Source organism: Ruegeria sp. CG3 (genome assembly GCF_056537205.1).
Window position 1 is genome coordinate 209,506 of sequence record NZ_JBQFRC010000002.1, and the last position, 12,304, is coordinate 221,809.

Here is a 12,304-nt window from a genome sequence, read left to right on the forward strand (position 1 = left end):
GTTTTTACCAACCCTTTGGATTGGCGCTTGTGGTTCAGATGTAGCGCTCGATCGTTTCCTCAAGATCGCTGCGGTTGATGCCAAGCTCGGACAGCTGCCGGTCATCCAGACCACTCAAATGTTGCGCCGCGCGTACGATGTCATCCTTGACCGCCCGGATGCGCATGGCGCGGTCGAACAGAAGCAGCGCGCTGGCGGATGGGCAGGGTTGTTGAGTCGGTTGCATTGTGTCGAGCATCGGCTGTTTCCTCCCAGTTTGGCCGGTGTCCTGTTGGGGCGCGGCCCCGGTTACTGCGTCAACGCGGCGCGCTGATAGACGCTCTGATAGGCCGTTTGGGGGATGTCTGAGCGGGTGATGCCGATATCGTGGAGCTGCTGGTCGCTCAGGCGTTCGAGGTCACGGACCGTCTTCGCAAAGATCTGCTTCCGAAACCGTTCGGTCTTGGCCTCGGCGTATTTTGCAAAAAGGTTGTGAAACAGGCTGTCGTTCGGCTGTGTGGTGTGTGCGGTTGCCATTGGTTTGTCCTCCTGAAATTCGAACTGCATTGCAGTACTGTCATCAGATAAAAGGGCGCCGCGTTAACGGTTCCGGACCAACGGATTAAGCTTTGTTAACCTTACGTCAGGGTGGGCGGGGTCACTGACCGGATGGCAGGGACACCCGGATGGCGAAGGCGGTGGCGGGGTCGATCTGCGGGTCAGCGAGAAGCGCCCGCAGCGCAGGTGCAAGCGTATCATCCCCCCAATCGCGCGTGGCCAAGGCGATCTGCCCGGCCGTGTTTTGGTTGTGCGCAATCTCGCCGGCAAAGATATCAAGGATCTTCCCGCGGCGTTCCGGCATCGCATCGCCGCCGTCGATCAGCGCCGCGATGATCGCCTGTCGATCCTGCGGGGAAAGCGGGCTGGCGGTCAGAGCCTCCTCGATCGTATTCAGGGCTTGGTCGCCGTCGATTTCGATACCGGCAAGCGCCCATCCGCGCAGGTTGAACCCTCCGGTGGCGACCGCCTTTGGATAGACCGCGCGCACCGCCTCTGCCGCTGCCGGATCAGATTGCAGGCCCAGCAGCCGGATCGTTGCCGGGGCATAGGCTACGCGATTCAGGCTCCGCAAATCGCGCAGAAGATCCGGGGTTGCAGCAGCGTCGCGCAGGCCGCGCACAGACGCATAGGGTGCCCGGTGGAGTTCAATGAGAGCGGTGTTCCGCAACAACCGGTCTCCGGAATTCAGATAGGCCGCGAAAAACGCGGCGCGCTCGGCGGATCGGGATCCGTCCAACCGCCAGCCTTGGCCTTGCGCCTGTACCTCGGCAACAAAATCGGCCCGCTGCGGCGTCATCAGAAATCCCTTGGTCCAGGACTGATCAAAGGCGCGCCCGGCCTTGTCCCGGCGGCCTGGGCCATAGATCATCAAGACCACCCGGTCAGGATCGGCGCGCAGGGCATTCCGGGTGCTGCTGTCCACCAGAAACGGTATCTGGGGGAGGTCTGCAACCTCGTCCCAACTGCCTTTCAGCAACCCGACGGGTGCATAGCGGAACGGGTCGTCGGGCGCGGGCGCGGCCAGAACGATGACCGAAGCAGACAACAACCGGTCGGCCAGAGAGTTTTCGGGAAGTGCCAGACAAACGGTGCAGGCCAGCGCCGGACGCTGCGGCCACGCCGGAACGGACATAAGGGCCAACACCAATATCGTCTTCAACATACGCGGCATCTGGCGCCCCTGCTGTGGACCGGGCGCTGTGCAATACACGGCGCCCTCTGCCCCGGAGCATAGCGCAGAAACACCGTGCGGGCGACCAAGTCTACATCAGGTCGTTCTCGACATCTTCGGCCGAGATGCCCAGCGCGTCCAACCCGTTCTCAAGGTGATCCGACAGATGCGGCGTGCCGATGAGGTAATCGGCGCATGGCGTCGAGGCCTCGGCCTTGGCCGTAGCGATCGCCTCGCTGAGGTCGTCCGGGAAAAAGCTTTCACGTCCAATCCACATGATCGCGACCAACTCGGCTTGCTCGTCCTCGTCCATGCGATCGATAAAAGCCCGCAGCTCGCCCTCGGCGCGATCCAGCTCGCGGCCCATCATGGCGACCTGGGCGACTTTGGTTGGCGAGATTTCCAGCATTGGTTTCAACTCCTCTGTCCGCAATTGGAGTCCATCTCAACCATTGCATCGCGCCTGCGTCCTTGATCTTGCGCAAACTGCAGATCGTCACTCGTGCGGGCGCGAGACGGGGTGAGATGGCACCGGCGCGGTGCGGAACGGTCGGAAAGTGGCCTTCTTGATCCACAGTTTCAGCGCCTGCCAGTGGATCAATGCAACCGCCCGCCGCGCGCCAAACGGGCGTCGCAGCAGCGAACGAAGGATCGCGCCATTGGTGAGAGGTTGCCGGACGCCCGTGAGCGTAGCAATCAAACCGCCCCCGTCGCGGCCGTAGTCGATCCAAACCCCGACCCGGTCTGGGCGCAGGTCGAACCGGAAAGTGTAAGTGCCCTCGATCTTTTGAAACGGCGAGACATGCATCACCTTGGTCGCGGAAATCCGGTCAGAAGGAGCGATCACGTCAAACCCCGGCTTGTGGCAGACATAGCTGTGCCGCGTTCCATGAGTGTTGGTGACCTCGGCCACCACGGCAAACAGCGCGCCTGCGTCATTCAGGCAAAACCAGAAACTGACCGGGTTGAATACGTGGCCCAGCACCCGGGGTTGGGTCAGCAACAGAACCTGCGCGGGTTGGGGGATTTGCATCGCCCGCAGGCTGTCGCGGAGCCACGGGGCACCTCGACCAACACCGGGCTCCCCTCCATGATCGCGGGTCCGCCAGCCGGTGAGGTTGGGTTTATCTATCGAAAACAACGCGGGCGTTTCCGCCACTTGTTCGGGATCCAGCAGGATGTAGTCGACCGAGTAGCGAAAGGCGTTCTCGATCGCACCTTTCCTTCCGTGAAAGGTATGGGCCGGAACGAAGTCGATTTCTGGCATGGTCGGACTGATCTTTTCTAGCGGTCAACATTCTGGATCGGCTGGGTTTTTCAGCGAACATCCATGATCATAATACGAAAAAAACGCGCGACCGGATCAAAAATCTCGGGCAGGCGTGATCCGACTTGGGTGCGGCAGCGTAATACAGTTATGTTTACCGAGATGGACACCGTTGTTCCGGACGATGTCGCGACCGCCCCGGCGGCGCGGCCGGCTGGGCACGGCACGAAACGAACCAAGGGATCGTCGGTGAACGGTACGAAGAACAATGGCGCGGCAAGATGCGAGTGGGTGTCCCACGTCCAACGCATCCGGCAGTCGCAGGATCAGGCGGCATTTGCCGAGCTGTTCCAGCACTTTGCCCCTCGGGTCAAAGCGTTCCTGATCCGGTCGGGATCGGACGCGACGTTGGCCGAGGAGTGCGCGCAGGAGGTCATGGCCACTTTGTGGCACAAGGCGCATCTGTTTGATCCGTCACGGGCTACCGTGGCGACATGGGTCTTTACGATCGCGCGGAACAAACGCATCGACGCCATTCGCAAACAGCGGCGTCCTGAACCGGAAGAACTGACATGGGGCCCCGAAGCGGAACCCGAACAGGAAGACGTAATCGCGCTGCAACAGGAAACGGCGCAACTGAAGACAGCCCTGCTGCAATTGCCCGAGGCACAGCGGGAACTGATAGAGAAGGCATATTTTGGTGACCTGAGCCATCGCGAGATCGCCTCGCAGACCGGGCTTCCGTTGGGCACCATCAAATCGAGAATACGGCTGGCGCTGGACCGCTTGCGCCACGCGATGAACTGAGATGATAGAGATGAGCAACGAGATCAAACATCACCTGACGGACGACCTGCTGATGGCCTACGCCTCGGGCACACTGCCCGAAGCGTTCGACCTGATGGTCGCGACCCACCTGTCCCTGTGCGACCATTGTCGCGCCCGCGCCGAGAGTTATGACGCGGTGGGCGGACACATGCTTGAGGACCAGGTCGAAGCCGCGCCTTTGTCCGCGGATGCCCTGTCGTCGACAATGGCTCTGATCGCGCAGGTTGCGCCGACCCCCAAGCCCGCGCGCGCGAAATGCGACGTGCTGCCGGCACCGTTGCAGGATTACGTTGGCGGCGATGTGAACAGCATCCGCTGGAAGCCGATTGGCATGGGCGTCAAGCAGGCCATTCTGCCAACCTCGCGCGACGCTACGGCGCGCCTGTTATTCATCCCGGCCGGTGCGGCGGTACCGGACCACGGCCACAAGGGCATGGAACTGACCATGGTTCTGCAAGGCGCGTTTTCCGACGAGGTGGATCATTTCGCCCGCGGCGATGTCGAGATCGCAGACGAGGATCTGGAACACACGCCCGTGGCCGACATGTCCGAGGATTGCATCTGCCTAGCGGTGACCGACGCTCCGCTGAAGTTCAACAGCCTGATCCCACGTTTGGTGCAGCCCTTCCTGCGAATCTGAACGGTCCCTCGGTTGTGCTAGGCTTGGAGCCGGGAATCATCGGGAGGATATGCAGAATGTTGAAACAAGCTCTGGCAGCCCTGTTCATTGCCGTTGTGGCCTTGCCCGCCTTGGCCCAAAGGACAGCCGAGGTGAGATTCCAGCCCGGAAACTTCGGGACGATGGTCAACGGCACCATTACGGGCGATGAATATTTCGACTACGTGCTGGGTGCAAAAGGCAGGCAGGAATTGTTTGCCGAGCTTCAGGTCAGCGACACCAACGGCAGCGGCGTAGTCTATTTCAACATCCTGCCGCCGGGCAGCGACGGGGTTGCGATCTACAATGGCTCAGTCAACGGCAACACAGCCCGCATCACCCTGCCCGAGGACGGAGACTATACCATCCGCGTCTACCTGATGGGCAACGACCGCGATACCGGCAAGACCGTCGGCTACAATCTGGACCTGTCGATCCAGTAGGCCTCAGCCCTCGGACTTGCCCAGCGGCACCACGTTGGCGCGGTCTTCGGGGGCCAGTTCCTCGAAATCGAAATTGTCCAGCCGCTGCGCGCGCCTGCCGGCCTTTTCGGCGCTGATCTTGATTTCCGAGATATCCTTGGCCGCCTGCCCGAAATGCCGGTCGAGATTGGCCACCCGGTCGCCCAGACGCTCGACATCCTTGTGCAGCAGGCCCAGTTCCTTGCGGATCGCGCCCGCCTGTTCGCGCATCCTCGCGTCCTTGAGGATCGCCCGCATCGTATTCAACGTGGCCATGCAGGTGGTCGGCGAGACGATCCAGACCCGTTTCGAGAAACTCTCCTGCACCAGTTCGGGGAACTTGGCGTGCAGTTCGGCATAGACCGCCTCGGAGGGCAGGAACATCAGCGCCCCGTCGGCGGTTTCACCGTCCAGGATGTACTTGGTCGAGATGTCGGTGATGTGCTTGCGCACCGTGCTACGGAACATCTGCACAGCCGCCTTCAACTCCATGTCATTGCCCGCGCCCACCAGCGCCTCATAAGCCTCCAGCGGGAACTTGCTGTCGATCACGATAGGCCCCGGCGGGTTGGGCAGGCGGATAAGGCAGTCGGCGCGTCTGCCGTTCGACAAGGTCGCCTGCAGCACATAGCTGTCCGAGGGCAGCGCCTTGGACACGATGTCGTTCAACTGGATCTCGCCGAAGGCGCCGCGGGTCTGCTTGTTCGACAGGATGTCCTGCAGCGACAGCACGTCGCCCGAAAGCTTGGTGATGTTGTCCTGCGCCTTGTCGATGGCGGCCAGCCGTTCCTGCAACTGGGTCAGCGAGGTCGCGGTCTGTTTCGAAGACCCATGCAGGGTTTCCTTCATCTGCTCCTGCATCTCGGCCAGCGCGCGGGCGGATTTCATGGCGTTGTCGGCCAGCCGGTCGTTCATGTGCTGCTGCACCGCCGACAGCCGCGCCTCGACCGTCTGGATCACCTGCACCTGCGCATTGGCCTGCGTGTCCGAGACATGCTGCAACCCGCCGCGCAATTGCTCCTGCCCCTGCCCCAACTGCTGCACATGCTGGCCCAGATAGGCCAGCTGCTGCGCCAGCGGCTCGGCCATCCGGGCCGAGCGGTTGGCCGCGCGCAGGGCCAGAAACAGCAGGACGAGGATCAACAGAACCACCCCCGCCCCGATCAGGGCGGCCATCACCATGGGGTCTTCCAGCGAATATCGGGTGCCTGCAATCTCGATCATCTCAACCTGTGCGTTCTTGTTTTGTTTCTTCTTTTCTACCGCCGATCGGCGGCCGGATCAACTGCGGCCGAACAACCGTTCGATATCGCTCAGCTTCAGTTCCACGTATGTCGGCCGCCCGTGGTTGCACTGGCCGGAATGGGGCGTGGCCTCCATCTCGCGCAGCAGGGCGTTCATCTCTTCGGCGCGCATCCGGCGGCCCGAGCGGACCGAGCCATGGCAGGCCACCCGGCTGAGGATCGCCTCGATCCGCGCCTGCACCGTCTGGCTTTCGCCCTGATCGGCCAGCTCGTCCAGAATGTCGAGGATCATCGCCCGCGCGCTGACCTCGCCCAGAATGGCTGGGGTCTCGCGCACCGCCACCGCGCCGCCGCCGAAGGGCTCGATGGTCAGGCCCAGGCGCGACAGGTCGTCGGCCACCGCGAGCAGGCGGGCACAGTCGCCCTCGGACAGTTCCACGATCTCGGGTATCAGCAGCGCCTGCGCGGCCACGCCGTTCTCGGCCATCTGTGTCTTGAGTTTCTCGTAGACCAGCCGTTCATGCGCGGCGTGCTGGTCCACGATCACCATGCCGTCGGCGGTCTGGGCGATGATGTAGTTTTCATGCACCTGCCCACGCGCGGCCCCAAGCGGCAGATGCTCGGGCGAGGTCTGGTCGGACTGCGACGGTTCGGCCACTGGTTCGACCACGCTGCCGCTGTAGGCATTGGCCAGATCGGCAAAGCCGGGCGCCTGCGCCTGATAGGCCATGGCCCGCGCCGCGGGCAAGGGCCGGTCCATCTGATAGACCCGCGCGGGTATCGCGGGGGCCGGCTCGGGCCGCATCGCACCCAGCGTTGCGTTGGCCACGGTGGTCGAGGCGCGGTGCCCCGCCTCGGCCAGCGCGTGCCGCAGGCTCGAGACGATCAGCCCGCGCGCCACACCGGGATCGCGGAACCGCACCTCGGATTTCGCGGGGTGCACGTTCACGTCGACCAGAGTCGGCTCGCAGTCGATGAACAGGGCCGCCGCCGGGTGCCGGTCGCGGCTGAGGAAATCGAAATAGGCCGCCCGCAGCGCCCCGGTCAGCATCTTGTCGCGCACCGGCCGGCCGTTGACGAACAGGAACTGCGCCACCGCCGCGCCGCGCGAATAGGTGGGCAGAGCGGCATATCCGTACAGCCTGATCCCCTCGCGGGTGGCGTCGATCTGCAAGGCATTCTCGGCAAACTCGCGCCCCAGGATGCGGGCCAGGCGGGCGTGCAGCGCGTCGAACAGGTCTCCGTTCTCGCGGTCGGCGCGGAACACCACGCGCCCCTCGCCCCCGCCCGAGACATCGCGCAGGGTGAAGGTGATGGAGGGTTCCGCCATGGCCAGCCGCTTGACCGTGTCCGAGATCGCCTGCGCCTCGGCCCGGTCGGTGCGCATGAATTTCAGCCGCGCCGGCGTGGCATAGAACAGGTCGCGCAGCTCGACCACGGTGCCGGCGCGCAGGGCGGCAGGCTTCACCGGCTCCATCTTGCCGCCGGCCACGCGGATCTGGGCCGCCTCGGCCCCCGGCGCGCGGCTGGTGATGGTCAGGCGCCCCACCGCGCCCAGCGAGGGCAGCGCCTCGCCCCGGAACCCGAAGGTGTGGATGTTGAGCAGGTCCGAGCCGTCGATCTTGGAGGTCGCGTGGCGCGACAGGGCCAGCGGCAGATCCTCGGGCGCGATGCCGCACCCGTCGTCGGTAACGCGAATCAAGGTCTTGCCGCCATCGGCGATGTCGATGGCGATCCGGGTCGCGCCTGCGTCGATCGCGTTTTCCACCAGTTCCTTGACGGCGGAGGCGGGGCGTTCGACCACTTCACCGGCCGCGATGCGGTTGATCGCGGCCTCGTCGAGTTGCCGGATTACCGGGCGATTTTCGCTGATATTGGGGTTTGCCTGCGCCATACCGCTAGACCTAGCACAATCGCACGCGATTCTGCCACCGGTTTACGCTGCTTTGATCTAGGGGGTCGGATCGCCCGGCCAATCGAGATGCGCAACCCGAATTGGTTGCCAGAAGTTTCACGATTGCCCGGACGATCCGTGGTGAGTGGTGGTCATTAACTGTGTAATGGCGCGGTGTCTAACACGGTGCGTTGGACAAATCTGCTTAAGGTTCGCTTGCCCCGTATCGTGGGCAAAGTTTGGCCGATCACCGACCGGACCGGGTGGCGGGAACACGCCGGATCAGCCCGGACCCGGCGCCGCTGCGCGCATCCGGCAGGGGCCAAACACGGCCGCGACAGCCAGAATCAGGCCGGACATGGTGGCAATCATCCCGGCCGCACTGACGGCGTCCGATCCGCCCAACCACAGCGGGCCATATCCAGCCAGGATATAGCCGGACACGGCGGACAGGATGGCGAAGACAACACTCCAGGCAATCTGGGTCTCAAGCCGGTCGGTCATCATCCGGGCGGCGGCCGGCGGGCAGATGAACATTGCGATCACGATGATCGAGCCGACGGCATCAAACGCGGCCACGGCTGCAATCGCCGCCGCAATCACCAGCGCCATTCCCAGCGCCCCGGTTCGAATTCCGATCGTCCGGGCAAAGCCTTCGTCGAAGGTCGAGATCTTGAGCGGCCGCCAGAACAGCCAGACGAACAGGCTGACACCCACCAATGTCAGGGCGATCCGAGCAAGCTCGGGTGGCAGGCCGGCCAACGCAACCGGATCCAGCAGCGAGGACCAGCCAGTCGCGTCAAGCCAGATCAGGCTTTCCAGGCTGCCATAGAGTGCGTGTTCGACATCCAGATGAACGCTCGAGGTGTCGGTCTGCTCCAACAGCAGCACCCCTCCGGCGAACATGGTGGTGAACACGACGCCCATTGCGGCGCCCGGTTCGATCTGGCCCAGCCTCCGGATGGTCTCGATCAGCACAACGGCGACAACCGCCGCGCCCGCGGCGCCCAGCATCATCGGCCAGGTCGAGATCGTGCCGGTGACAAGAAAGGCCACGACGATCCCGGGCAGAACCACATGGCTGATGGCGTCGCCGATCAGTGCCTGTTTGCGGAGCACAAGGAAGTTTCCGGGCAAGGCGCAGGCGATGGCCGCGAAGGTCCCGATCAGCAGCGGGGTTAAGGACAGGGGAACGAATTCTTCACCGCTCATGGGCGAACCTCCCGTGGTCCGCCAATGCGGCGATCGATGTCGTCGATCTGGTCCCGGGTCAGAACCGTTTCGATGTCGCGTAACCCGTCATACAGGGCGGCGGCTGCCTCGTGCGCATTGTCGGCGCGTACGATTTCCCAGCGTTTCTCGTCGCGCAGCGCCTTGGCCGCCTGCGCTCTGCCCGCATCCGTAGCCACCCCGTCGGGCCGGGCAAGTCCGGCCTGACGCAGCAGGCGCAGTGTGTAGGGCTCATAGATGTTCTGGCCTTGTGCAAGCGCCAGCAACCCCTGTCGGATGTGAACCCGCCGCTGGAACCGCAGATGCCGCACGATTGCGGCCAACACGCCGCGCACCGGAGCCAGAAACAGCGATAGGACAAAAAAGCCAAAGCTGAACAGGACGATGATCGGTCCGGTCGGCAAGTTGGGCGCCGAGGCGGACACCGCCGCACCCAGATAGCCCGACAACCCACCAATGACCCCCGACAACAGCACCACATGGTCGGACCGGTCCGACCAGAACCGCGCCGTGACGGCGGGTATGATCAGCAAAGCCACGATCAGGATCAATCCGACGATCTTCAGCCCGACAACCGTGACCGCCATGACAAGCCCCATCATCGCCAGATCGATGCGATGCACTGGCAGCCCCAAGGCGGCCGCATATTCGGAATCGAACGCCACCATCATCATGGGGCGGCGGATGATCATGACGAGCAGCAGCGTTGCAGCGCCGCCGATCGCGATGATCAGAGCGTCAGACCACAGCATCCCGGCCGTCGAGCCCAGCAAGAACCCCTCAAGCCCGGCCTGTCGGCCCACTCCCATGGTCTGGATGATTGTCAGCAGAACGATACCAAAGCCGAAGAAGACCGACAGGACCGCCCCGATCGCTGCGTCCTCGGCCAGACGGGTGCGGCGGATCAGCCAATTCATGCACAAAAGGCCCATGGCGGCCGAAATCGCGGAACCGGACAGCAGTCCGATCAGGTTTCGCCCGGTTCCGCCCAGCGCCACCAAAACCATAAAGGCGATGCAGACGCCCGGAAGCGTCGCGTGACTGATGGCGTCACTGACCAGCGCTCGCTTGCGCAGAAACAGGAAGGTGCCTGTCACGCCAGCCGAAAACCCAAGCAGCGTGGCGCCGATGGCAACCAAGGTGGCGTTGTACCCCAATTGCAGGATCAGAGCGTCCCACAGCATGTGTCAGCCCGCAGTGCCCGAGATCTGGTCGATCTGGGCGGTGGCAAGCCGCCCTCCGTACGCGGCCTGAAGAGTCTCGGCGGTAAAGGCCTGCTCGACCGGGCCCTCGGCGACCTTGCGGGTATTGATCAGGAACACGTGGTCGAAATAATCCGTGACCGTGGCAAGGTCATGGTGGACCACGACCACCGTCTTGCCGGCTTCCTTTAGGGATTTGAGGACCGAGATGATGGCTTTTTCGGTGGCGGCATCGACCCCGGCAAACGGTTCATCCAGCAGGTACAGATCGGCATCCTGAGCAAGTGCGCGCGCAAGGAACACCCGTTGCTGCTGACCACCCGAAAGCTGGCCGATCTGGCGGTCCGCAAACTCATGCATCCCGACCCGATGCAGACACTCCATCGCGTGGGCCATGTGTCGCATCCGGACCCGGCCCAGCAAGCCCAGTTCCCGTGACAAGCCCATCAGGACCACGTCGATGACCCGCGTCGGGAAATCCCAATCGACGCTGGCGCGCTGCGGCACATAGGCGATACGGGCCCGCTGCCGGTCCAACGCCTTGCCGAACACCAGCACCTGTCCCGACAGCGGCTTGACGATACCCAGCGCCGCCTTGAGCAGCGTCGATTTGCCAGCGCCGTTCGGTCCGATGATGGCCGTCATGGCTCCGGGTTGCACCGTCATGTCTACCGAGAAAATGGCCGGTTTCTGACCGTAGGATACTGTCATCCCCCGGATCACGAGCGGGCTGTCCTGCACCGTCAGGTCCCCGTTTGATGACGATTTGCCAGCCGCAAGCTCCAACATGGTCAGAGCCCCGCCGACAGCTTGCCGAACATGCCGCGTTCAGGCACATCCGCACCCAGGCCCCGTGCAATGACCGTGATGTTGTGATCCAGCATCCCGATATAGGTGCCCTCGTAGGTGCCCGGCTCGCCCATGGCGTCCGAATACAACTCACCCCCGACCGAGACGGTATGACCCTTCGCCGCCGCACCCTCGATCAACGCCCGCATCGACCGATCCGAGACCGAGCTTTCGACGAAGACGGCGGTCAGGTTGCGCGCGACCAAAGTGTTGACCAATTCTCCGATCCGGTTCAGCCCCGCCTCGGACTGGGTCGAGATACCCTGTATCCCCAACACTTCGAACCCGAATTCCTCACCGAAATAGGCAAAGGCGTCATGGGCGGTGACCAGAATACGGTTGTCTTCGGGCACCTGGGCCAGCACCTTTTTCCCATAGGCGTCCAACTGGTCGATTTCAGCCAGAAAACGCTGGGCGTTGGCGGCGAAGTAAGCGGCGGAGTCCGGCCGCACGTCGGTCAGCGCCTTTTGCACCTCGACCACGACGTCTTTCCACAGAACCGGGCTCATCCACACATGCGGATCGTATTTGTCGGCATAGTCGGCATGTGCACGCAGTTTAAACTTGTCGATGGCATCCGCCACGGCAACGACTTTGCGTTTGCGCCCGAGGTCGTGGAAGAAGTCTTCCATCTGCGCCTCAAGATACAAGCCGTGCCACAAGACCAAGTCGGCCCTTGTCGCGGCAACGATATCGCTGCGGGTCTGGCGATAGCCGTGCGGGTCGACACCGGGACCCATCAGCCCTTTGACCTCGACCTGATCACCGCCGACCTGCTGCACGGCGTCCGCAATCATTCCGGTCGTCGCCACGACCTTCAGCGGCGCCTCGGCCCACGCCGCCAAGGGCAGCGCGGCACCAAGAGCAAGGGCAAAAAGAAAACTGCGGCGAATCATATGTGACCTCGTTCCGAGTACCAGTTGAGAATGAATATGCGAACCATTCGCAACTAAGTCAACC

The 12,304-nt window shown here is 63.3% G+C and carries 14 protein-coding genes; 3 read left to right on the forward strand and 11 right to left on the reverse strand.

Going from position 1 to position 12,304, the window contains the following annotated elements; all coding sequences use genetic code 11:
- Window positions 1-34: 34 nt before the first annotated feature.
- The 5 genes from ACR0NB_RS11585 to ACR0NB_RS11605 all read right to left on the reverse strand — a co-directional run bounded on the left by ACR0NB_RS11585 (window position 35) and on the right by ACR0NB_RS11605 (window position 2,978).
- Window positions 35-238 (reverse strand): DUF1127 domain-containing protein, encoded by a 204-nt coding sequence (locus ACR0NB_RS11585; protein ID WP_093964173.1) that lies wholly within the window; start codon window positions 236-238, stop codon window positions 35-37.
- A gap of 50 nt (window positions 239-288) precedes the next feature.
- Window positions 289-516 (reverse strand): DUF1127 domain-containing protein, encoded by a 228-nt coding sequence (locus ACR0NB_RS11590; protein ID WP_170419951.1) that lies wholly within the window; start codon window positions 514-516, stop codon window positions 289-291.
- 121 nt (window positions 517-637) lie between these two features.
- Window positions 638-1,711, reverse strand: coding sequence for a hypothetical protein (locus tag ACR0NB_RS11595; protein ID WP_480775746.1), 1,074 nt, complete (start codon window positions 1,709-1,711; stop codon window positions 638-640).
- A 91-nt stretch (window positions 1,712-1,802) separates the two neighbouring features.
- Window positions 1,803-2,120 carry a DUF3775 domain-containing protein gene (locus ACR0NB_RS11600; protein ID WP_093964170.1) on the reverse strand — a complete coding sequence of 106 codons (318 nt, stop codon included), beginning with the start codon at window positions 2,118-2,120 and terminating at the stop codon, window positions 1,803-1,805.
- Window positions 2,121-2,207: 87 nt separating this feature from the next.
- Entirely contained in the window at window positions 2,208-2,978 is a 771-nt protein-coding gene (locus ACR0NB_RS11605) for a DUF1365 domain-containing protein (RefSeq protein ID WP_170600238.1), read from the reverse strand.
- Between the two features lie 150 nt (window positions 2,979-3,128).
- Between ACR0NB_RS11605 and ACR0NB_RS11610 the strand changes: the two genes are divergently transcribed.
- Genes ACR0NB_RS11610 through ACR0NB_RS11620 form a run of 3 tightly spaced genes read left to right on the forward strand, consistent with a single transcriptional unit; the run spans window position 3,129 to window position 4,907 of the window.
- On the forward strand, window positions 3,129-3,785 hold the full coding sequence (locus ACR0NB_RS11610) for a sigma-70 family RNA polymerase sigma factor (protein WP_480775747.1): 657 nt from the start codon (window positions 3,129-3,131) through the stop codon (window positions 3,783-3,785).
- A 10-nt stretch (window positions 3,786-3,795) separates the two neighbouring features.
- The gene (locus ACR0NB_RS11615) at window positions 3,796-4,446 is read left to right on the forward strand and encodes a ChrR family anti-sigma-E factor (protein WP_480775748.1); all 651 of its coding nucleotides are present in this window, start codon (window positions 3,796-3,798) and stop codon (window positions 4,444-4,446) included.
- 56 nt (window positions 4,447-4,502) lie between these two features.
- A complete protein-coding gene (locus ACR0NB_RS11620) occupies window positions 4,503-4,907 on the forward strand; it encodes a hypothetical protein (RefSeq protein ID WP_170444153.1) in 405 nt (134 codons plus the stop codon).
- A gap of 3 nt (window positions 4,908-4,910) precedes the next feature.
- Here the strand turns inward: ACR0NB_RS11620 and ACR0NB_RS11625 are convergent, their stop codons facing one another.
- From ACR0NB_RS11625 to ACR0NB_RS11650, 6 genes are all read right to left on the reverse strand, one after another.
- Window positions 4,911-6,149, reverse strand: a complete 1,239-nt coding sequence (locus ACR0NB_RS11625) for a DNA recombination protein RmuC (protein WP_480775749.1) — start codon at window positions 6,147-6,149, stop codon at window positions 4,911-4,913.
- A gap of 57 nt (window positions 6,150-6,206) precedes the next feature.
- Window positions 6,207-8,063, reverse strand: coding sequence for a DNA mismatch repair endonuclease MutL (mutL, locus tag ACR0NB_RS11630; RefSeq protein WP_480775750.1), 1,857 nt, complete (start codon window positions 8,061-8,063; stop codon window positions 6,207-6,209).
- Between the two features lie 282 nt (window positions 8,064-8,345).
- The gene (locus ACR0NB_RS11635) at window positions 8,346-9,275 is read right to left on the reverse strand and encodes a metal ABC transporter permease (protein ID WP_170391232.1); all 930 of its coding nucleotides are present in this window, start codon (window positions 9,273-9,275) and stop codon (window positions 8,346-8,348) included.
- The gene (locus ACR0NB_RS11640; RefSeq protein WP_480775751.1) at window positions 9,272-10,477 is read right to left on the reverse strand and encodes a metal ABC transporter permease; all 1,206 of its coding nucleotides are present in this window, start codon (window positions 10,475-10,477) and stop codon (window positions 9,272-9,274) included. Before ACR0NB_RS11640 ends, ACR0NB_RS11635 begins: the two co-directional genes overlap by 4 nt.
- A 3-nt stretch (window positions 10,478-10,480) precedes the next feature.
- Window positions 10,481-11,284, reverse strand: coding sequence for a metal ABC transporter ATP-binding protein (locus ACR0NB_RS11645; RefSeq protein ID WP_170364156.1), 804 nt, complete (start codon window positions 11,282-11,284; stop codon window positions 10,481-10,483).
- A gap of 2 nt (window positions 11,285-11,286) precedes the next feature.
- The gene (locus ACR0NB_RS11650; RefSeq protein WP_480775752.1) at window positions 11,287-12,240 is read right to left on the reverse strand and encodes a metal ABC transporter solute-binding protein, Zn/Mn family; all 954 of its coding nucleotides are present in this window, start codon (window positions 12,238-12,240) and stop codon (window positions 11,287-11,289) included.
- Window positions 12,241-12,304: the final 64 nt, after the last annotated feature.

Bases quoted from the DNA above. Each gene is read 5' to 3' on its own strand.
- ACR0NB_RS11605 (WP_170600238.1), bottom strand. From the start codon at position 2,978: ATGCCAGAAATCGACTTCGTTCCGGCCCATACCTTTCACGGAAGGAAA.
- ACR0NB_RS11590 (WP_170419951.1), bottom strand. From the start codon at position 516: ATGGCAACCGCACACACCACACAGCCGAACGACAGCCTGTTTCACAAC.
- ACR0NB_RS11595 (WP_480775746.1), bottom strand. From the start codon at position 1,711: ATGCCGCGTATGTTGAAGACGATATTGGTGTTGGCCCTTATGTCCGTT.
- mutL (WP_480775750.1), bottom strand. From the start codon at position 8,063: ATGGCGCAGGCAAACCCCAATATCAGCGAAAATCGCCCGGTAATCCGG.
- ACR0NB_RS11625 (WP_480775749.1), bottom strand. From the start codon at position 6,149: ATGATCGAGATTGCAGGCACCCGATATTCGCTGGAAGACCCCATGGTG.
- ACR0NB_RS11645 (WP_170364156.1), bottom strand. From the start codon at position 11,284: ATGTTGGAGCTTGCGGCTGGCAAATCGTCATCAAACGGGGACCTGACG.
- ACR0NB_RS11610 (WP_480775747.1), top strand. From the start codon at position 3,129: ATGTTTACCGAGATGGACACCGTTGTTCCGGACGATGTCGCGACCGCC.
- ACR0NB_RS11650 (WP_480775752.1), bottom strand. From the start codon at position 12,240: ATGATTCGCCGCAGTTTTCTTTTTGCCCTTGCTCTTGGTGCCGCGCTG.
- ACR0NB_RS11600 (WP_093964170.1), bottom strand. From the start codon at position 2,120: ATGCTGGAAATCTCGCCAACCAAAGTCGCCCAGGTCGCCATGATGGGC.
- ACR0NB_RS11615 (WP_480775748.1), top strand. From the start codon at position 3,796: ATGAGCAACGAGATCAAACATCACCTGACGGACGACCTGCTGATGGCC.
- ACR0NB_RS11585 (WP_093964173.1), bottom strand. From the start codon at position 238: ATGCTCGACACAATGCAACCGACTCAACAACCCTGCCCATCCGCCAGC.
- ACR0NB_RS11620 (WP_170444153.1), top strand. From the start codon at position 4,503: ATGTTGAAACAAGCTCTGGCAGCCCTGTTCATTGCCGTTGTGGCCTTG.
- ACR0NB_RS11640 (WP_480775751.1), bottom strand. From the start codon at position 10,477: ATGCTGTGGGACGCTCTGATCCTGCAATTGGGGTACAACGCCACCTTG.
- ACR0NB_RS11635 (WP_170391232.1), bottom strand. From the start codon at position 9,275: ATGAGCGGTGAAGAATTCGTTCCCCTGTCCTTAACCCCGCTGCTGATC.